Below are 19,482 nucleotides of genomic sequence, written 5' to 3' on the forward strand. Positions count from 1 at the left end.
CCCGCGCCGCCCGGCACGGGCGCCATGTCACCGACCATCCACATATCCGAAAGAAGCGCATCATGTCAGAAGTCATGACCATCGGAGAGCCGATGGTGAACCTCATCGCCGACTCGCCCGAGACCTTCCTCGAGGCCCGCACGCTGCCCCGGCAGATGGCCGGGGCCGAGTTCAACGTCGCCATCGGCGTGAACCGCCAGGGCCATTCGATCAGCTACGTCACCCAGCTGGGCGACGACTGGCAGGGCGACCTCATCGTCGACTACATGGACCGGACCGGCATCGACACCTCCGCGATCCGCCGCGTCTCCGGCGCCGCGACCGGCTTCCAGCTCAAGGTGCCGGGCGAGGGCGCGCCCAAGGTGATCTACTTCCGCGCGGGCTCCGCGGCCTCGCGGACCACGCCGGACATCGTCGACGGGCTGGACTTCGACGGCGTGCGCATCCTGCACGTCACCGGCATCTTCTCGGCGCTCACCGAGGGGACGTACGCGACGGTCGACGCGCTGGTCGACGCGGCGAAGGCGCACGGCGTGCTCGTGACCTTCGACCCGAACCCGAGGCCCACGCTGTGGCCGAGCCGGCAGGCGATGATCGACGCGACCAACCGCCTGGCCGCCAAGTGCGACGTGTTCCTGCCCGGACTGTCCGAGGGGCGGATGTTCTCCGGCCTCGACGACCCGCGCGCCATCGCCGACCACTACCTGGACATGGGCGTGGGCAAGGTCGTCATCAAGCTCGGCGACAGCGGCTCCGCGGCCTTCCGGCGCGATGCGGACGGCGCGCGCGTCGAGACGGTCGTGCCCAGCTTCGTGGTCGACGTGGTCGACACCGTCGGCGCCGGCGACGGCTTCGCCTCCGGCGTGATCACCGGCCTGCTCGAGGGTCTCGACGACAAGCGGCTGCTCGAGCGCGCGAACGCCGTCGGCGCGATCCAGGTGACCAGCGTCTCCGATTCGGAGGACCTGCCGACCGCCGAACAGCTGCGCCGGTTCATCGCCGAAACGCCGCGCAAGGAGGTCTCGCTGTGAAGCTGCAGGTGGCCATCGACCGCGTGGACATCCCGCGCGCCGAAGCGATCATCCGCCAGGTCGCCGGCGCCGCCGACATCGTCGAGATCGGCACGTCTCTGACCAAGGAGTACGGGCTGCGGGCCCTGGCCGGGCTGACCGGCGGGCCGGGGCCGGCCCTGCTCGCCGACATCAAGACCTGCGACGAGGGCGCCTACGAGTTCGACCTCGGCTACGCGTGCGGGTTCGTGTACCTGACCGTGATGGGCTCGTCGTCGCTGGGCACGCTGGAGGCGTGCGCGGCCTCGGCCGCCGCGCACGGCGGCGTGATGATGATCGACCTGCTGGAATGCGACGAGGCGCGCATCGAGCGGATCGCCGGGTTCCCCGACGCCGTCTACTGCCTGCACACCTCGGTCGACTCCGGGGCGACCGCCGCCCCGGTGGGCCAGGTGCGCGCGTTCCGCGAACGCTTCCCGCGGATCCGGCGGATCGCCGTCGCCGGCGGCATCACGCGCGGGCAGCTCGCCGGGCTGCGCGAGGCCGGCGTCGAGATCGCCATCATGGGCTCGGCGATCACCAAGGCCGACGACATCGCCGCCGCGGCGCGCGACTGCAAGGCCGCGATGGGCTGAGCCGCGACGGCCTGCGTCGGGCTGACCTGAGACGGACCGCCCCGCGCCCGGCCGCCGCGCCGCGCAACGGGTCGGGCGGTGGCACCCGGCCGCACACGCACCCCTACGGATAATGAATATCGACACGAAGCAACGAAGGAGAACACCATGACCGAAACCACCGAACCGCGCATCCTCGACCAGATCCTCGGCGAGATCGCCGGGGTCGTCGACCGGATGGACGAGGGCGATCTGACCCGCGCGATGGGCGTGATCGACCGGGGCGCGCGCGTGTACGCGACCGGCGAGGGCCGCTCCGGATTTCAGGCGCGCGGCTTCGCGATGCGCATGATGCACATCGGCTACACGAGCTACATGATGGGCGAGACCATCTGCCCGTCGATGCACGAGGGCGACGTGCTGGTCGCCATCTCCGGCTCGGGCACGACCAGGCGCACCGTCGAGGACGCCGAGGCGGCGCATGGGCTGGGCGTGAAGGTGATCGCCGTCACCTCCAAGCCGCAGTCGCCGTTGGCCGCGACCGCCGACGCCGTGATCGTGGTGCCGGGGCGCGTCAAGGGCGAGGCGGGCGGCTCGATCCAGCTGCTGAGCTCGCTGTTCGACCAGAGCGTGCACATCGCGCTGGACGCGCTGTGCCTGATGATCTCGCGCCGCGACGAGGTGTCCGACGCCGACGCGAACGCCAACCACGCCAACGTCGAGTAGCGGCCCGCGCACCCTGCTTCCGCTCCTGCCCCGCCCGGCGCCGCCGGGCCTTCCGCGCTCCCGATTGATATACGCGAACGCCGCGGACCGATTCCGGTTCCGCGGCGTTCGCGTACCCGGCGCGCCGCGCCCGATGCGGATTCGGATTTCGGCGGTCGAGCCATTCGGATTATTGTCGTTGGAACATTCGGATTTTGGTAGTTTGAATCCTCGGATTATTGTAGTTGATAGTGTCGGATTTTTGTCGTTGGCGATTGGCGACCGACGGCACGGACACGACGGCGAAAGGAGGCGGCGATGCCGGAGCGTCGGGCGTCATCGGTCAGGCCGCGGGGGTATCGCCCGCGCATCGTGGACCGGCAGATCGAACGGTACATGCGCATCTTCGGGGCCGTGGAGATCGCCGGCACCAAGTGGTGCGGCAAGACATGGTCGGCGCGCGAGCACGCCGCCAGCATCACCTACGTCGACCGCGACAACAACCGGGACGCGGCGCGGGCCGATCCGTCGCTGATGCTGCTGGGCGAGCGCCCGCACGTCGTCGACGAATGGCAACTCGTTCCCGCGATCTGGGACGAGGTGCGCCACCGTGTGGACGACGAGCCCGGCGCCAAGGGGCAATGGCTGCTCACCGGCTCGTCCACGCCGCTTGGCGACGAACGTCCGCAGCACAGCGGTTCGGGTCGCATCGGCCGTGTGCGCATGAACCCGATGAGCCTTGCGGAAAGCGGCGGCTCGTCCGGCGAGGTCAGCCTGGCCGGTCTGTTCGAGGGACGGTTCGAGCCGGTCAGGGTCGACGTTCCGACGATGGAGCTGCTCGAGATGGTGTGCCGCGGAGGGTGGCCCGAGGCGCAGTCGATGCCGGTGTCCGACGCGCAGGTCCTGATCCGCGAGTACATGCGGCTGACCCTCGACGAGGGCGTCGCCGGGCGGGGGCGCAACCCCGACGTGGCCAGGCGCCTGCTGCGGTCGCTTGCCCGCAACGTCGGCCAGTCCGTGACCTACCGGACGCTGATGCAGGACATGTACGGCGCCGAAGCGGACGGCGGGGGCGACGTGGAGGAATTCGTTTCGGCGCGCACCGTGTCCGAATACGTCGGTCTGCTCACCGGCATGTTCGTCATCGACGAGGTGCCCGGTTGGGTGCCTCCGATGCGCTCCCCGAAACGCCTGCAGACCAAGTCGCGGCGGTACTTCGCCGATCCGTCCATCGCGGCCGCGGTGCTCGGCATGAACCCCCGCGCGCTGGTCGAGGACTGGCAGACCTTCGGCTTCGTCTTCGAGAACCTGTGCATGCGCGACCTGCTCGTGTATGCCCGCGCGCTGCCCGACGCCGGCGACGTGCCGGTGCGCTACTACCGCGACGACGCCGGCCTGGAGTGCGACGCCATCATCGAGACGATGGACGGGCGCTGGGCCGGCATCGAGATCAAGACCAGCCACGACAAGGTCGACGAGGCCGCCGCGAACCTGCTTCGCCTGCGCGCGAAGCTGACCGGGAACCCGCGCGCCCGGGCGCGGCGGCCCGAGTTCCTGGCGGTGCTCGTCGGCATCGGCGACTTCGCGTACCGGCGGCCCGACGGCGTGCTCGTCATCCCGGTCGCCGCGCTGGGCGCGTAGCCGGGATGCGGCAGCGCCGTGGCAACGTCGTGGTGCGCTTCGGTACGCCGCACCGCCGCCACGGCGCGTTATTCGTCGCGGTCGGCGCCGCCGCGAGGTAACCCATGCCCGTCGGGCGTCCGCGCCCGGCATCCCCTCCTCAACAATCAGGACGGCCGTGCCCTCGGCCGTCTTTTTTCGTTGCCGCCGGTGCCGGTGTCGGTGCCGGCGGTCGCTGCCGTTGCCTTCGCTGTCGTCGGCCGGTGCTGTCGCCGTCATCGTCGCCGTCGTCTCCGTTGCCTTCGCCGCGCCGTCCTCGGTCGTTCGTCGGGTCGCCCCGCTCCGGAAATCTGATCGCGGGATGCGCCACGCCGGCGACGCCGCCGGCGGCGGGTGGTCGGGGGGTGCGCGACGGGGACCGCGGAACCGCGGCGGATGGGGCGGTATGAGTCGGAAATCACTAGATGTAGTGCTGTGCTGTGATGTATATCACTAGCGATAGTGGTGCCGTCCCGCGTCGTTCGGGGTATCGTGAGGGAGCACATCAACCGATGAGTTCCAGTGACGAACCGAGGATACCGCCATGACCGTGACCGTCTACAGCACCCCGCGCTGCCCGCAGTGCAACGCCACCAAGCGCCAGCTCGACCGCATGGGCGTCGCCTACCGCGAGATCGACGTCTCGTCGGACCCGGAGGCTCTGGCGATGCTGCACGCGGCCGGCTACCGCCAGGCGCCGGTCGTCGTGGCCGACGGCCAGGCCTGGACCGGCTACCGCCCGGACCTGCTGCGCGAGCTCGGCGCACGCGTCCCGGCCGAGGCGACGGCGTGAGCGCCGGGGCTGCGACCGCCGCGGACCGGGCCGCCGACGGCCGCGAGGGCCGTTCCGTGGACGGCATCGGCGCGCTCGTCTACTTCTCGTCCGTCTCCGAGAACACCGCGCGCTTCGTGGCCCGGTGCCGCTTCGAGGACGAGGGCGTCGCCGTGCACCGCATCCCGCTGCGCGCCGACGAGCCCGCCCTCGCCGTGCGCGAGCCCTACGTCCTGATGGTGCCGACCTACGGCGGCGGCGACCCGCGCAAGGCCGTGCCCGTCCAGGTCAAGCGCTTCCTGAACGATCCGGCCAACCGCGCGTGGATCCGCGGCGTCATCGCGGCCGGCAACACCAACTTCGGCGAGGCGTACTGCGCGGCCGGCGACATCATCGCCGCCAAATGCGGCGTGCCGTACCTGTACCGCTTCGAGCTGATGGGCACCCCGGAGGACGAGGCCGCGGTGCGCCGCGGCGTCGCGGAGTTCCTGGCCGCGCTCCCCCGATGACGCGCCTCCGGCGGCACGCCCGCGGCGGCGTGCGCCCAACGGGGCCCGTTCCCGGCGCCACGTCGCCGACGACGCATCCCCGATTGCATATCCCCGACCGCGTATCCGACCGCGCGTTTCCGACCACGCATCCCCGACCACGAAAGGCAAGTGACATGGGCATCAACGACAGCACCGCGCTGCGACTCGACAACACCGCCGACGACGCGCCGGCGTACGACCGCGAGCACGACCACCACGCGCTCAACGCCATGCTGAACCTGTACGACGCCGACGGGCGGATCCAGTTCGACAAGGACAAGGCCGCCGAACGCGAGTACGTGAACGGCCATGTGGCCGCGCACACCATCGCGTTCCCGTCCACCGCGCAGCGGCTCGACTACCTGATCCGCAACCGCTACTACGACGGCGAGGTGTTCGCGCGCTACACCCCGGAGTTCCTCGACGCGTTCTACGCGCACGTCGAATCCTCCGGATTCGAGTTCGGCACGTTCCTCGGCGCGTTCAAGTTCTACTCGTCGTACGCGCTCAAGACCTTCGACGGCACGCGCTACCTCGAGGACTTCCCGCAGCGCGCCGCCGCCGTGGCGCTCGAGCTGGCCGACGGCGACGAGGCGATGGCGACGCGCATCGCCGACGAGATCATCGCCGGGCGCTTCCAGCCCGCCACGCCCACGTTCCTCAACCTGGGCAAGGCGCAGCGCGGCGAGGCCGTCAGCTGCTTCCTGATCCGCATCGAGGACAACATGGAGTCGATCTCGCGCGGCATCAACGCGGCCCTGCAGCTGAGCAAGCGCGGCGGCGGCGTGGCGCTGCAGCTGACCAACCTGCGCGAGACCGGCGCGCCGATCAAGCACATCGAGCACCAGTCCAGCGGCGTGATCCCCGTCATGAAGCTGCTCGAGGACTCGTTCTCCTACGCCAACCAGCTCGGCGCGCGGCAGGGCGCCGGCGCGGTGTACCTCAACGCGCACCACCCCGACATCATGCGGTTCCTGGACACCAAGCGCGAGAACGCCGACGAGAAGATCCGCATCAAGTCGCTGGCGCTGGGCGTGGTCATCCCCGACATCACCTTCGAGCTGGCCAAGCGCAAGGAGCCGATGGCGCTGTTCAGCCCCTACGACGTGGAGCGCGTGTACGGCAGGCCGTTCAGCGACATCAGCGTCACCGAGGAGTACGAGCGCATGCTGGCCGACGACCGCATCCGCAAGACCACGATCGACGCGCGGCAGTTCTTCATGACGCTCGCCGAGCTGCAGTTCGAATCCGGCTACCCGTACATCATGTTCGAGGACACCGTCAACCGCGCCAACCCGATCGAAGGGCGCGTGACGATGTCGAACCTGTGCTCGGAGATCCTGCAGGTGCAGGAGGCCAGCACCTACGACGAGGACCTGGGCTACCGGCACGTCGGGCGCGACGTGTCCTGCAACCTGGGGTCGCTCAACATCGCCGCGACGATGGACGGCGACCTCGCGGCGAGCGTCGAGACCGCGATCCGCGCGCTCACCGCCGTCTCCGAGCACACGTCGATGGACTGCGTGCCGTCGGTGCGCCGCGCCAACGAGGAGGGCCACGCGATCGGGCTGGGGCAGATGAACCTGCACGGCTTCCTGGCGCGCGAGCGGATCCACTACGGCAGCGAGGAGGGCCTGGACTTCACGGACATGTACTTCATGACCGTGGCCTACCACGCGTACCGCACCTCGCACGCGCTGGCCGTGGAGCGCGGGCGCGCGTTCGCCGGCTTCCCCGCCTCCGCGTACGCCAGGCCGGCCGGCCAGGGCAACTACTTCGACAAGTACACCGACGGCAGCCGCTCGCTGGAGCCGCGCACCGAACGCGTGCGCCGCCTGTTCGCCGAGCACGGCGTGCGCATCCCCACCGCGGACGACTGGGCCCGGCTGCGCGACGCCATCCTGCGCGACGGCATCTACAACCAGAACCTGCAGGCCGTGCCGCCCACCGGCTCGATCAGCTACATCAACCACTCCACCAGCTCGATCCACCCGATCGCCTCGAAGATCGAGATCCGCAAGGAGGGCAGGATCGGGCGCGTGTACTACCCGGCCGCCTACATGACCAACGACAACCTCGAGTACTACGAGGACGCCTACGAGATCGGGTGGCGCAAGATCGTCGACACCTACGCCGAGGCGACCCGGCACGTGGACCAGGGGCTGAGCCTGACGCTGTTCTTCCCCGACACCGCCACCACGCGCGACATCAACCAGGCGCAGATCTACGCCTGGCGCAAGGGCATCAAGACGCTGTACTACATCCGCATACGCCAGCAGGCGCTGGAGGGCACCGAGGTGCAGGGCTGCGTCAGCTGCATGCTGTGACGCGGGCGGCGCGGGGCGTGGCCCGCAACCGCGCCGCCGCCACAGGAACGCCAACCATCACGAACACCGACCACCACGAAAGGAACCCCGCATGGCCCCGATCTCCATTCCCCGCCAGCCGCTCAAGCTCATCGACCGCGTCACCGCGATCAACTGGAACCGCCTGGAGGACGAGAAGGACCTTGAGGTGTGGGACCGCCTCACCGGCAACTTCTGGCTGCCGGAGAAGGTCCCCGTCTCCAACGACCTGCCGGTCTGGCAGCGCATGAGCGAGGCCGAGCACACGCTGACGATGCGCGTGTTCACCGGCCTGACGCTGCTCGACACCATCCAGGGCACCGTCGGCGCGGTCTCGCTGATCCCGGACGCGCTGACCCCGCACGAGGAGGCCGTGTACACGAACATCGCGTTCATGGAGTCCGTGCACGCCAAGTCGTACTCGTCGATCTTCTCGACGCTGTGCTCGACCGCCGAGATCGACGCGGCCTTCGCGTGGAGCGAGGAGAACGAGCACCTGCAGCGCAAGGCGCAGATCGTGCTCGACTACTACGAGGGCGACAACCCGCTCAAGCGCAAGGTCGCCTCGACGCTGCTCGAGTCGTTCCTGTTCTACTCCGGGTTCTACCTGCCGATGTACTTCTCCGCGCACGCGAAGCTGACGAACACGGCCGACGTGATCCGCCTGATCATCCGCGACGAGGCCGTGCACGGCTACTACATCGGCTACAAGTACCAGCGCGGCCTCGAGGCGGTGTCGCAGGCCGAGCGCGAGGCGATGGAGGACTACACCTACGACCTGCTCAACGAGCTGTACGACAACGAGGTGGAGTACACCCGCTCGCTGTACGACGCGGTCGGGCTGACCGAGGACGTCGAGAAGTTCCTGCGCTACAACGGCAACAAGGCGCTGATGAACCTCGGCTACCCGGCGCTGTTCCCCGCCGAGATCTGCGACGTCAACCCGTCGATCCTCGCGGCGCTCTCCCCCAACGCCGACGAGAACCACGACTTCTTCTCCGGTTCCGGCAGCTCCTACGTGATGGGCAAGGCCGTCGAGACCGATGACGACGACTGGGACTTCTGACATCCGCCTGCCCCGCGCCCCGCGACGGCGGCCCGATGGGCTCGCCGCGGCGGGGCGCGATGCCGTATCATGAGACCACCGGATTGGATCGACGCGGATCGGAACGGGGGCGACGATGGGCAGACAGGCGTGGCGTTACGTGATGTTGGCGGCGGCCGGCGGCGCGGTCGGCGTCGGCATGCAGCTGCTGCCCCATCTGCCGGGGCAGTGGGGGCAGAACGTCATGTCGTATATGTCGACCGACCTGGGGAGCTGGGCGGTGATCACCGTCGTGATCGCGACCTACGCGCCGGGCATGCTGCACGCCGGCGGCCGGTGCTTCGCGTTCATGATGGCGATGGTGGCCGGCTACTACCTGCTGTACCCGGTGAGCGCCGCCTGGAACCTGCGATGGTTCGCCCTGGCGGTGCTGATGTTCCCCATCGGGATGGTCGTCTTCCTGTATCGGGACCGGCTGTGGGTGTTCGTCGCGCTGGAGGTCGCGATGGCGGTCTTCCTGGCGTGTGACGTGTTCGTCTTGGCGGGCAAGGTGGCGGGCGGCGAGATGATCGTGTACAACGAGCTCGGCGAGAGCATCATCGTGCGGGAGACGGCGTTCTCGCTGGGGAACTACGTGCTGCTGCCGCTGGCGGTCATATGGTGCATGTGGTTCATGTGGCGCCGCCGCCGCGACCGGGTCCGGGCCCCGGCCGCCGGCCGGTCCGACGGGGAGTGATGGAGTGATACGGAAAATCCCTCGGAATCTCATGGTTCCGAGGGATTCTGCCTGGGTGGAGCATACCGGACTCGAACCGGTGACCCTCTGCTTGCAAAGCAGATGCGCTACCAGCTGCGCTAATGCCCCGTCACGGTAAAAATAAAGCGGCCTCGAAAGCCGCCTTAGTTTTCCGCGTGGGCCCGGGAGGACTTGAACCTCCGACCTCATCCTTATCAGGGATGCGCTCTAACCGGCTGAGCTACGGGCCCGTTCCATGCGATTGGAAAATCACACAATCGACTAGTTTAGCGTGAAGTTGGAATATGTCCAGTCAGCGTGTCGCGCGTGTCGCGGATTGCCGCTTCGCTCATCCAGTGCCGGCGCGAGAATGGCGTCATGCCGTCGTTCCGTGATTCCGACCGTAATCCCGACCGCGCCGTCGAGCCGCGCCCCCGCGTCTCCGAGGCCGCACCCCCCCGCGCCGCCTCCGCCGTGCACGTCATCGACGTCGACGGCCTGGCCGTCCGGGTGGCCCGCAAGCCGATCAAGAACATGTACCTGCGCGTCACGCCGCCGTCCGGCGACGTCGTCGTCTCCGCGCCGACGCGCATCGCCGACGCGCAGATCGAGGCGTTCGTCCGCCAGCGCCGCGACTGGGTCGTCCGCCAGCGCCGGCGGATCGCCGAGGCGCGCGGGACGACGGCCTCTGGCCCCGGCGACCCTTCGGCGGAGGTCTGGACGCCCGAGCGCCGCCGTGCCGCGGCCGACGCCATCAACGCGCAGCTGCCCGCGCTGCTGGCGCATTGGGGGCCGATCATCGGCCGCACGCCGACGCACATCACGCTGCGCACGATGACCACGCGCTGGGGCTCATGCACCCCGCGCACCGGCCGCATCCGGCTGAATCTGCAACTGGGGCTGATGGAGCCGCGGTTCCTGGAGTACGTGCTCGTCCACGAGATGACGCATCTGTGGGCGAGCGGGCACGGCGTGGAGTTCCAACGCCGCATGTCGCGCTACCTGCCGCAGTGGCGGCAGCTGCGCCGCGAGCTGAACCGCCGCGCGGCGGTGTAGGGCGGGCGGCTTCGGGGCGGCCTTGGAAACGCGGACGGGCGGCGCCGGCGAACAACGGCACCGCCCGTCGGAAACGTCGCGTCGGCGCGTCGCATCCCTGCGCCGGCCCGACGATGCGTCACGCCAGATGGCTGCGCATGAACCACTGGAACTTCTCCAGCTCCTGCACGTGGTCCTGGATGATGTTGGAACTGACGAAGTCGAGCTCGTCAAGCTCGGCGACGGCCTTGCGGTCGTCGGCGATGAACGCGTCGTAGTACTCGATCAGCGCCTTGAGGTATTCCTCGGTCGACCGGCGGCCCTCCACGTCGAACGGCTTCCACGTGCGGTTGCGGGCGATGGCGTCCGCGCGCCCGTCGGGGGTGCCGCCCAGAGTGGCGATGCGCTCGGCCGTCTCGTCGGCCTGCGCGAGCACGACCTCGACCTGCGGGTCGAGCATCTCGTGCACGGCGATGAAGTTCGGTCCGGTCACGTTCCAATGCGCGTGCTTGAGCACGAGCGCCGCCTCCTGCTCCTGGCTGAGGCGGTTCTGCAAGATTGCGATGGCCTTCTCAGAAGCGGCTTCGTCGAGTCCGGGGACCACGAATGCGAGTGTCATGATATCCTGCCTTTCCTAGAAGGGTTGGGGGTATCTCCAGTCTACGTTCGTTCCCCGGGCGACAGGTGGGTGACGGGGGTGATATGCATCACGCGCGTCACGCCGCTGCGGACTCGCCCCCGTTCCGGCCGTCGGCCGCGCCGTCGCCGTCCTGTGTCCGCCGGCGCACCTCGATCGTCTCGATGCGGCGGCCGTCCACCTTGGTCACGACCATGTCGTAGCCGTCGTCGGAGTGCAGCACGTCGCCCTCGGCGCCCATCCTGCCGGTCTGCGCCAGGAAGTACCCGGCTACCGTCTCGTACGGCCCGTCGTCCAGCTCGATGCCGGTCAGGTCCTCGAAGTCCTCCAGCGTGGTGCCGCCCTCGATGGTGGCCACGCCGTCCACGAACACGGTGCGGTCGGTGCGTTCGCCGCCCTTCTCCTCGGGCAGGTCGTACTCGTCGCGGATGTCGCCCACCAGCTCCTCGGTCATGTCCTCCAGCGTGACGATGCCGTCGGTGCCGCCGTACTCGTCGATGACGACGGCCAGGTGGATGCCGCGCTTGCGCAGCAGCTCCAGGCTCGGCAGCAGCCGCGAGGTGCCGGGCAGCGAGATGCCCTCGCGGGTCACGTCGGCCACGACCTTGGCGTTCGGGTCGCGCACGTCGAGCAGGTCGCGCACGTGCACGAAGCCGAGCACGTCGTCGAAGTCCTTGCCAGTGACCGGGTAGCGCGAATACGGCATCTCGCGCACGTACGCGGCGGCCTCCTCGATCGGCTGGTCGCCGTCCAGGAACACGACGTCGGCGCGCGGCCGCATGACCTCGGCCACGATCGTCTCGGAGGCGTCGAACACGTCGTCGAGGATCATGCGCTCGTCCTTGCTGAGGTTCGTGTTCGTGTTGACGAGCACGCGCAGCTCCTCGTCGGAGACCTCGCTTTCGGTCTCGTTCGGGTCGAAGCCCAGCAGCCGCACGATGCCGTTGGTGTTCTTGCCGATCAGCCAGATGATCGGCTTGCACACCTTGGCGAACGTGTCGATGGCGGGCACGACGGCGCGCGCGATCTGCTCGGACTTCTGCATCGCGATGCGCTTGGGCACCATCTCGGAGATGACGATCGAGCAGTAGGAGATGACCAGCGTCAGCACGACGGTGACCAGCGGGTTGGCCACCGCGGGGGGCACCCCCCATCCCTCGACGACGGGCACGATGAACGGCGCGATCGACGAGGCGCCGAACGATGCGGACAGGAAGCCGGACAGCGTCACGCCGATCTGCACGGTGGAAAGGAAGGTGTTCGGGTCGCGGGCGATTTTGGCAACGCGGGCTCCTCGCGCGTCGGTTTGCTCCATCTGCTCGATCTGGGAGCTGCGCAGCGAGACCAGCGCCAGCTCGGTGCCGGCGAACACCGCGCCGACAAGCAGGAACACAAAGATGAGCAGAATGTTCAAGCCAAGTGACATAGGGACCACACTAAGGCAACGGCACGTCAATTCGCCCGGTGCGCCGCGCGGGCGCACCGCTTCGGCGGGCGCCTCCCCCTCGGCGGGCACCCGTCGCCGGCCGCCTTGCGGCCCGGACGTCTGCGCCGCGTCGTCGGGACCCGGGTCAATCGGCTCATGGATGTCCAGGACAACGACAGGTCTGCGCCGTGTCGTCGGGACCCGGGCGAGGCGGCGTCCCGCGGTAGGCCGTTGCGCGCCATCGGGTGGCGGCCGCCGCCGTTTCGGTAGGCACATCTCCCCTTCAGTAGGCACCCGTCGCCGGGGTCGTTGCGCCGGGAAGGCCGTGATTCCGCGGTTTGCCGTTCCGGCTTTCGCCGGGCATGTGCCTACGCGGCCGCCGAAGTGCCTACTGAACCGCGACCGACTACGATGGATGGCGATTCCGGGCCTTGGGCCGCCGCACGGGACCGCTGCGCGGGGCCGCCGCGCCGCTCCGCCGCATGGTGCGCGGCGTGCGCGCGACGCATGGGTCCGGCGGGGAACCGGATTCGACAAGGAGGACGGATGGTCGAGACGATGCGCATCGCGAACGCGCGGCTGGTCGGGACGGACGGCGGGGATCCGCGGCGCGGCGGGGACGGTCTGGTCGACATCGACATCGCCGACGGCATGGTCGCGGCGGTGGAGCCGGCCGGCGCCGCCGCGCCCGGCGCGGATCCGGGGCAGGTCGTCGACGCGGAGGGCCGTTGGGTCATCCCCGGCCTGTGGGACTGGCACACGCACTTCACCCAGTGGGCCAAGACGCTGGGCCGCCTCGACCTGATCGACGCGCGCAGCGCCGACGAGGCGATGGCGATGCTGCGCCGCCACCTCGACGAGCGCCGCGCCGCCGGCACCCTGAACCCGGATGCGTTCGTCGTCGGCATGCGGTTCCGCCACTCGCTGTGGGCGGACGACGCGCAGCCGACGCTCGCCGCCATCGACGCGGTGAGCGGCGACCAGCCGGTCGCGCTGTCGAGCGCCGACATGCACTGCGGGTGGATCAACTCGGCCGCCGCGCGCCGGCTCGGCGTGAGCGTGGACGGCAGCGGCCTGCTGGGCGAGCTCGCATGGTTCGACGCCTACGTGGAGTTCGACAAGGCGCCCGGCGCCGCCGAGGAGACCGCGCGCCTGGTGCGCGAGGCCGAGGCGGACGCGGCGCGCAAGGGCGTGGTGGGCATCCGCGACTACGAGATGGCCGACAACATCGCCTCCTGGATCGGCCGATTCGCCGACGGCGTCGACGGGCTGCGCGTGGAGGCGGGCGTGTACCCGGAGCGCCTGCAGGCCGCCATCGACGACGGCTGGCACACGGGCGACGAGCTGCCCGGCAGCCGCGGGCTCGGGCACGTCGGCGCGATGAAGATGATCGCCGACGGCTCGCTGAACACGCGCTCGGCGTACTGCTCGACGCCGTACTCCGGCGTCACGCCGCCGACGTGCGGCGTGCTGAGCTACACGCCCGAACAGATCGAGGACTACATGCGGCTTGCCACCGAGCACGGCTTCACGATCGCCTGCCACGCCATCGGCGACGAGGCGAACACGATCGTGCTGGACAAGGCGGCGATCACCCGCGCCCGCGGCTCGATCGAGCACGCGCAGATGCTCAAGCCCGCCGACCTGCCGCGCTTCGCCGAACTGGGGCTGGTCGCCAGCGTGCAGCCGCAGCATGCGGTGGACGACCGCGACGTGATCGGCAGGTTCTGGGCCGAACCGGCGGGCATCCCATACGCGTTCCGCTCGCTGCTCGACGCGGGCGCGACGCTGCGGCTGGGCTCGGACGCCCCGGTCGCGCCGCTCGACCCGTGGATGGCGATCTCGGCGGCGGTGTTCGGCACCGAAAGCTCCGCGCGCGAGCCGTTCCAGCCGGAGCAGTGCATCGACGCGCGCACGGCGTTGCGCGCGTCGACGAACATTGGCCGGGACCGCCTGCGCGCCGGCGACCACGCCGACCTGGTGCTGTTGGACGCCGACCCGTATGCGGCCGCCACGCCGGAGGCGATGCGCGCGATGCCGGGCCACGTCGTCGCGACGATGCTCGGTGGGCGCTGGACGTACCGCGCGTAGCGGCCAGGCGCGGGTTGCGTCGTCCCGCCGGGCGTCGTTTCGAATGGTCGGTTTGCCTCGTACCGGTGCGCTGCCGTCGCCGTCGCGCGGGCGCGGCGGGAGCGCCGGCGGGTGGGCGTGTGCCCGGCCTCGGCCGCGATCGCACGGGTGGGTCCGCGCCCGCGTCTGCGCAGCCGGCGGGCCTTCGGCCGTGGGCATTTGGGCGGGCGGAACGCCGCGCCGGCCGTGGGCGTGTGGGCAAGCTCACAGCGGAACACGGGGGTCGGTGGTGGTCGCGCCACGGGGCCGCGGATAGGATGGGAGCCAAGAGGCGCAGGACGCGGCCGGCAGACCGGCGCCGCCGGCGGCCGCGAGGAGGCGAAGCGCCCCGTCGAAAGGAATGATCATGACCCTTCTGCAGCATGAGCTCGCTGATTTCACCGTGAACGCGTACCAGAACGACGCGTTCCACGAGGTGACCAAGGCCGACGTGCTCGGCCACTGGTCGGTGTTCTTCTTCTACCCCGCCGACTTCACGTTCGTGTGTCCGACCGAGCTGGAGGACCTGTCCGCGAAGTACGAGGACTTCAAGGCCATCGGCTGCGAGATCTACTCGGTGTCCTGCGACACGCACTTCGTGCACAAGGCGTGGCACGACGCGAACGAGAAGATCGCGAAGATCCAGTACCCGATGCTCGCCGATCCGACCGGCGCCCTCGCCCGCGACCTCGACACCTACAACGAGGAGCTGGGCCAGGCCGAGCGCGGCGACTTCATCGTCAACCCCGAGGGCAAGGTCGTGGCCTACGAGGTGATCTCCTCGAACGTCGGCCGCAACGCCGACGAGCTGCTGCGCCGCGTCCAGGCCTCGCAGTTCGTCTACGAGCACGGCGACCAGGTGTGCCCGGCCAAGTGGGAGCCCGGCGACGACACGATCGAGCCGACCCTCGACCTGGTCGGCCAGCTCTGATCGGGGTCGGATCGGGACGATATGACCCAGGACAAGGATCTGTATGACGTCGTCGTCATCGGCGGCGGCCCGGCCGGCCTGACCGCGGGGCTGTACCTGGCCCGCGCGCGCTACCGCGTGCTGATCGTGGAGAAGGCCGACTTCGGCGGCCAGATCACGATCACCGACGAGGTGGTGAACTATCCGGGCGTCGGCACGACCAGCGGCAAGGCGCTGACCGCCACGATGCGCCGGCAGGCGCAGGACTTCGGCGCCGAATTCCTCAGCGCCGAGGTCACCGGCCTCGACGTGGACGGCGACGTGAAGACCGTGCATACCTCGCGCGGCGACCTGCGCGCCTTCGGCGTGCTGCTGGCGACCGGCGCGAGCCCTCGCAGGCTGGGCTTCGCCGGCGAGGACGAGTACGCGGGCCGCGGCGTGGCCTACTGCGCCACCTGCGACGGCGAGTTCTTCACCGGGCGCGAGGTGCTGGTCGTCGGCGGCGGGTTCGCGGCCGCCGAGGAGTCCGTGTTCCTCACCAAGTACGCCAGCAAGGTGACGATCCTGGTGCGCGAGGACGACTTCACCTGCGACGCGGCCGTGGCGGCCGAGGCGAAGGGCAACCCGAAGATCGAGGTGCGGTACCACACCGTGCTCGACGGCGTCGCCGCCGGGCAGGGCGGGCTGACCGAGGCGACCATCCGCGATGCGTCGTCCGGCGCGGTCGAGACCTGGCGTCCGGCGGACGGCGGCACCTTCGGCGTGTTCGTGTTCGCCGGCTACGTGCCCGCCACCGACCTGGTGCGCGGCGTCGTCGAGCTCGACGACCAGGGCTACGTGGTCACGCACGGCTACTTGGAGACCTCGGTGCCCGGCGTGTACGCGGCGGGCGACCTGCGCGTCAAGAACCTGCGCCAGGTGGTCACGGCGACGGCCGACGGCGCGATCGCCGCGGTCGAGCTGGAGCGGTACGCCTCGCAGATGAGCGAGCGGACCGGTCTGACGCCGCCGCGCCCCACCGAGACGGCGTACCAGCAGGAGGAGCGCCGAGCGGCCGCCGATGCCGCGAAGTCCGGCACCTCCCCCGCCCCGGCCGCGGCCCGCGGCGCGTCGGCGGGCGGGGCGAAGTCGTCCGGGTTCTTCGGCGACGCGGTCCGCAAGCAGCTCGATGTGGTCTTCGGCCGGATGGCGCGCCCGCTGGTGCTGCGGGTGGAGACGGACGATTCGGCGCTGTCGGGGCAGCTCGAAGGGTTCATCGGCGAGCTGTGCGCGCTCAGCGGCGGACGGCTGACGATGCAGACCGTCGCGGGCGACGCCGGCGCGTCCGGTGCCGCGCGTGACGGCGTGGTGCCCGGCGGGGTCGATGCCGGCTCGATGCCGGCCCTGCGCCCGTGCGTGCGGATGTGCACGGTCGGCGACGACGGGACGGTCACGCCGACCGGGCTGGCCTTCCACGGCGTGCCGACCGGCCACGAGTTCAACTCCTTCGTGCTGGGGCTGTACAACGCCGCCGGTCCGGGGCAGGCCGTGGACGCCGACGCCGCCGCGCGCATCGCGTCGATCGCGGAGCCGGTGGACGTGATGCTGCTGGTCTCGCTGACCTGCACAATGTGCCCGGACACGGTGCTCGCCGCGCAGCGCATCGCGGCGGCGAACCCGAACGTGCGTGCCGAGGCCTATGACGTGGCGCACTTCCCGGCGCTGAAGGACCGGTTCAACGTGATGAGCGTGCCGTGCATCGTCATCACGCGGGCCGACGGGTCGCAGTCCGTGGAATTCGGCAAGAAGAACGTCGCGCAGATGCTCGACCTGCTCGGCGTCTGACCTGCGGGTTGGGCGACAAGGCCGTGCGCTCCGGGATGCCGGGGCGCACGGCCCTTCGTGTTTGTGGGGGCGCATGGCCTTGTCTATTTTGGATGGGCGTAATGGAGCTCTTCCGGTTTTCGTGTGTGCGGTTGGGTGTGGGAGGCCATGGAGCATCATGGTTTTCGGGACCAGGGGTCGGAATGCGGTCTCATGCGGACGTGTCGTGCGCGCCAAAGCCGTCTTCCGTTCCGGCGTCGGTTCGGTAGCACTCGCGGCGGCACCTGTGCTACCGAACCGACACTGGGCATCGCCCAGCGTCGGGTAAAACGCAGTCGCACCGTTGTTTACCAACCAAAACCGACGCCAGTGGCGCCGGACCGAGGGTCCAGCAGCGTTATATGCAATGGTTTGTGGTTGTGCTTTGGGTGGGTGTGTGACCTTGTTTGTGTTTGTGAGGTGCGGGTGTTGGCGTGCTGGATCTTGAGTGTTGGGTGTGCGGGTGTGTTGGTGCGTCGGCGTGCTGAGCGCGGGGGTGAGATGGGTGTGATGATGTGTCGGGTGTGCGGTGTGTGAATGCGTCGGGGGTACGGTACCGTGCCCCGTAAGCGTCTTTTGCGGTGTTCCGTACCGTACCGTGGTACGGAAGCCGATCAGGAATGGCGGATTTCCAAGGCTCGTGATTCCGTACCGTACCACGGTACGGTACTGTGCGGTCTAGGGCGGCTCGTGGCGGTTGCGTACCACGGTACGGTATGGTCCGAGGCGGCTTATGGCGGCCACGCACTATGCGCGGTGCGATGCCCGGGGTATTGAGCGAATACTCTACGGCATGCAGGCGGCCACGCAGCATGGCGCGGTGCGATGCCCGGGGCGTTGTGGGACGCAACGCCAAGGATGAAGACAGTGAGGCACCTATGAAGACAGTAGGGCGTCTACGAAGGCAGTGGCGCCTATGAAGGTGGTGGCGCCTATGAAGGCAGTGGTACCTATGAAGGTGGTGAGACGCCTGAAAGCCGGGCGCCTCGACCTTCAGAAGCTGAGCACCTCGACCTTGCCGGATTCCAGCTGGTAGCGGGCGCCGACGATCATCAGCCGGTCGTTCGCCAGCGCGTCCTGCACAATGTGCGAACGGGTGACCAGCTCCTCGATGGTGTGCGCGATGTGCACGCGCTCGTAGTCGTCAGGGTTCTCCAGCTCCGCCTCGCGGGCCTGCCACACCGAGAACCCGGCCTGCCGCAGGATGATCGAATCCGCCTGCAGGATGCGTTCGGCGAGGTCCTCCATGCCGTCGGCCGCGGACACCGACTCCTCGGTCGCCTTGCCGGCGCGGCCCATCAGCTCGTCCAGCGCGTCGATCGCCATGCTGATCGCGCCGCAGCCCTCGTGCCCGAGCACGACGATCAGGCTGACGTGCAGCTTGTCCACCGCGTATTCCAGCGACGCCAGCGTCGCGTCGTCGACCATCTCGCCGGCGTTGCGGATCGTGAACAGGTCGCCCAGCCCGGCGTCGAAGACGATCTCCGGCGGCACGCGGGAATCCGCGCAGGCGAGCACGGCCGCGTCCGGCGTCTGCCGTTCCAGCAGCGACTCGCGCGTCTCCCGGTCCTGCCAGGGATGCTCGGCGTTGCCCTCGGCGAAGCGCCGGTTGCCGGCGAGCATGCGGCTCCACGTCGCGTTCGCGGTCGATTCCCTGATGGCGCCCTGTGCGTCCTCGCCCTGCATGTGATCGCCCTGCATGTCCATGTCGTGCCCCTTGGTGGCGGATGCCGCCGTCGTGCGTGCGCGGCCCGGTTCCGGCCGCGTTTTCCGGTTCACGGTGCGATAGTACCCGCCGCGCCCGATGTTCGGCCGGATGCCACGTGTTCCGGCGCGTTGCCGCCGTGCGGCGGCGGTGCGTTGTCGACGACGTTGAGCGCGCACCTGAGCGTTGGTTGCCGGTGCGTGCCGGTGACGGTGCATTGGGGCTGGCGGCATGAGTGGTGCGGCGATGGCGCATTGCCGTGGTGCTCCGGCGGCGCACGTCGGCGTGCGGCGCGTATGGTATGCGGTGCGTGACGTGCTGTATTGCCGTGCGTCGGCGGTGCGGCGCGCGGGCACAATGTGTATGGATTCGGGCCTTGCGGATCCACCGGTCTCGTCCCAT

16 protein-coding genes and 2 tRNA genes are annotated in these 19,482 nt (G+C 69.5%); 13 read left to right on the top strand and 5 right to left on the bottom strand.

Annotated elements, in window-relative coordinates:
- Window positions 1–62: 62 nt before the first annotated feature.
- From KIH73_RS02300 to KIH73_RS02340, 9 genes are all read left to right on the top strand, one after another.
- A complete protein-coding gene (locus KIH73_RS02300) occupies window positions 63–1,031 on the top strand; it encodes a sugar kinase (protein ID WP_219080126.1) in 969 nt (322 codons plus the stop codon).
- Entirely contained in the window at window positions 1,028–1,645 is a 618-nt protein-coding gene (locus KIH73_RS02305; protein WP_219080128.1) for an orotidine 5'-phosphate decarboxylase / HUMPS family protein, read from the top strand. The genes KIH73_RS02300 and KIH73_RS02305 overlap by 4 nt, the downstream gene beginning before the upstream one ends.
- 147 nt (window positions 1,646–1,792) lie before the next feature.
- A complete protein-coding gene (hxlB, locus tag KIH73_RS02310) occupies window positions 1,793–2,350 on the top strand; it encodes a 6-phospho-3-hexuloisomerase (protein ID WP_219080130.1) in 558 nt (185 codons plus the stop codon).
- 297 nt (window positions 2,351–2,647) lie between these two features.
- On the top strand, window positions 2,648–3,970 hold the full coding sequence (locus KIH73_RS02315; RefSeq protein WP_219080132.1) for an ATP-binding protein: 1,323 nt from the start codon (window positions 2,648–2,650) through the stop codon (window positions 3,968–3,970).
- A 562-nt stretch (window positions 3,971–4,532) separates the two neighbouring features.
- The gene (locus KIH73_RS02320; protein WP_219080134.1) at window positions 4,533–4,781 is read left to right on the top strand and encodes a glutaredoxin family protein; all 249 of its coding nucleotides are present in this window, start codon (window positions 4,533–4,535) and stop codon (window positions 4,779–4,781) included.
- Window positions 4,782–4,837: 56 nt separating this feature from the next.
- Complete coding sequence (gene nrdI, locus KIH73_RS02325; RefSeq protein WP_338023935.1) at window positions 4,838–5,269, top strand: class Ib ribonucleoside-diphosphate reductase assembly flavoprotein NrdI; 432 nt, start codon at window positions 4,838–4,840, stop codon at window positions 5,267–5,269.
- Window positions 5,270–5,424: 155 nt separating this feature from the next.
- Window positions 5,425–7,617 (top strand): class 1b ribonucleoside-diphosphate reductase subunit alpha, encoded by a 2,193-nt coding sequence (nrdE, locus tag KIH73_RS02330; RefSeq protein WP_219080138.1) that lies wholly within the window; start codon window positions 5,425–5,427, stop codon window positions 7,615–7,617.
- 91 nt (window positions 7,618–7,708) lie between these two features.
- On the top strand, window positions 7,709–8,701 hold the full coding sequence (gene nrdF, locus KIH73_RS02335; RefSeq protein WP_219080140.1) for a class 1b ribonucleoside-diphosphate reductase subunit beta: 993 nt from the start codon (window positions 7,709–7,711) through the stop codon (window positions 8,699–8,701).
- Window positions 8,702–8,816: 115 nt separating this feature from the next.
- Window positions 8,817–9,416 (top strand): hypothetical protein, encoded by a 600-nt coding sequence (locus KIH73_RS02340; protein WP_219080142.1) that lies wholly within the window; start codon window positions 8,817–8,819, stop codon window positions 9,414–9,416.
- A 56-nt stretch (window positions 9,417–9,472) separates the two neighbouring features.
- On the opposite strand, the gene KIH73_RS02345 is transcribed toward KIH73_RS02340, so the two are convergent.
- Window positions 9,473–9,545, bottom strand: a tRNA-Ala gene (locus KIH73_RS02345).
- Window positions 9,546–9,593: 48 nt separating this feature from the next.
- Window positions 9,594–9,667: transfer RNA gene (locus tag KIH73_RS02350), tRNA-Ile, on the bottom strand.
- Between the two features lie 232 nt (window positions 9,668–9,899).
- Here KIH73_RS02350 and KIH73_RS02355 point away from each other — a divergent pair.
- Window positions 9,900–10,472, top strand: a complete 573-nt coding sequence (locus KIH73_RS02355; protein ID WP_338023936.1) for a M48 family metallopeptidase — start codon at window positions 9,900–9,902, stop codon at window positions 10,470–10,472.
- A 118-nt stretch (window positions 10,473–10,590) separates the two neighbouring features.
- Here the strand turns inward: KIH73_RS02355 and KIH73_RS02360 are convergent, their stop codons facing one another.
- Entirely contained in the window at window positions 10,591–11,070 is a 480-nt protein-coding gene (locus KIH73_RS02360) for a Dps family protein (protein WP_219080146.1), read from the bottom strand.
- Window positions 11,071–11,167: 97 nt separating this feature from the next.
- Window positions 11,168–12,514 (bottom strand): hemolysin family protein, encoded by a 1,347-nt coding sequence (locus KIH73_RS02365; RefSeq protein WP_219080147.1) that lies wholly within the window; start codon window positions 12,512–12,514, stop codon window positions 11,168–11,170.
- A gap of 546 nt (window positions 12,515–13,060) precedes the next feature.
- On the opposite strand from KIH73_RS02365, the gene KIH73_RS02370 reads away from it, so the two are divergent.
- From KIH73_RS02370 to KIH73_RS02380, 3 genes are all read left to right on the top strand, one after another.
- Window positions 13,061–14,605 carry an amidohydrolase gene (locus tag KIH73_RS02370; RefSeq protein ID WP_420830208.1) on the top strand — a complete coding sequence of 515 codons (1,545 nt, stop codon included), beginning with the start codon at window positions 13,061–13,063 and terminating at the stop codon, window positions 14,603–14,605.
- Window positions 14,606–14,990: 385 nt separating this feature from the next.
- Window positions 14,991–15,554: an alkyl hydroperoxide reductase subunit C gene (ahpC, locus tag KIH73_RS02375; RefSeq protein WP_219080149.1), complete on the top strand. Its 564-nt coding sequence runs from the start codon at window positions 14,991–14,993 to the stop codon at window positions 15,552–15,554.
- Window positions 15,555–15,575: 21 nt separating this feature from the next.
- Entirely contained in the window at window positions 15,576–17,357 is a 1,782-nt protein-coding gene (locus KIH73_RS02380) for an FAD-dependent oxidoreductase (RefSeq protein WP_219080152.1), read from the top strand.
- Window positions 17,358–18,368: 1,011 nt separating this feature from the next.
- On the opposite strand, the gene KIH73_RS02385 is transcribed toward KIH73_RS02380, so the two are convergent.
- A complete protein-coding gene (locus tag KIH73_RS02385) occupies window positions 18,369–19,076 on the bottom strand; it encodes a carbonic anhydrase (protein ID WP_338023937.1) in 708 nt (235 codons plus the stop codon).
- Between the last annotated feature and the right edge of the window lie 406 nt (window positions 19,077–19,482).

The organism is Bifidobacterium phasiani (assembly GCF_019331775.1).
GTDB lineage: Bacteria > Actinomycetota > Actinomycetes > Actinomycetales > Bifidobacteriaceae > Bifidobacterium > Bifidobacterium phasiani.

Coding starts and splice junctions, on each gene's coding strand:
- KIH73_RS02380 (WP_219080152.1), top strand. CDS start 15,576: ATGACCCAGGACAAGGATCTGTATGACGTCGTCGTCATCGGCGGCGGC.
- KIH73_RS02340 (WP_219080142.1), top strand. CDS start 8,817: ATGGGCAGACAGGCGTGGCGTTACGTGATGTTGGCGGCGGCCGGCGGC.
- ahpC (WP_219080149.1), top strand. CDS start 14,991: ATGACCCTTCTGCAGCATGAGCTCGCTGATTTCACCGTGAACGCGTAC.
- KIH73_RS02370 (WP_420830208.1), top strand. CDS start 13,061: ATGGTCGAGACGATGCGCATCGCGAACGCGCGGCTGGTCGGGACGGAC.
- KIH73_RS02320 (WP_219080134.1), top strand. CDS start 4,533: ATGACCGTGACCGTCTACAGCACCCCGCGCTGCCCGCAGTGCAACGCC.
- hxlB (WP_219080130.1), top strand. CDS start 1,793: ATGACCGAAACCACCGAACCGCGCATCCTCGACCAGATCCTCGGCGAG.
- KIH73_RS02360 (WP_219080146.1), bottom strand. CDS start 11,070: ATGACACTCGCATTCGTGGTCCCCGGACTCGACGAAGCCGCTTCTGAG.
- KIH73_RS02315 (WP_219080132.1), top strand. CDS start 2,648: ATGCCGGAGCGTCGGGCGTCATCGGTCAGGCCGCGGGGGTATCGCCCG.
- KIH73_RS02300 (WP_219080126.1), top strand. CDS start 63: ATGTCAGAAGTCATGACCATCGGAGAGCCGATGGTGAACCTCATCGCC.
- nrdE (WP_219080138.1), top strand. CDS start 5,425: ATGGGCATCAACGACAGCACCGCGCTGCGACTCGACAACACCGCCGAC.
- KIH73_RS02365 (WP_219080147.1), bottom strand. CDS start 12,514: ATGTCACTTGGCTTGAACATTCTGCTCATCTTTGTGTTCCTGCTTGTC.
- nrdF (WP_219080140.1), top strand. CDS start 7,709: ATGGCCCCGATCTCCATTCCCCGCCAGCCGCTCAAGCTCATCGACCGC.
- KIH73_RS02385 (WP_338023937.1), bottom strand. CDS start 19,076: ATGCAGGGCGATCACATGCAGGGCGAGGACGCACAGGGCGCCATCAGG.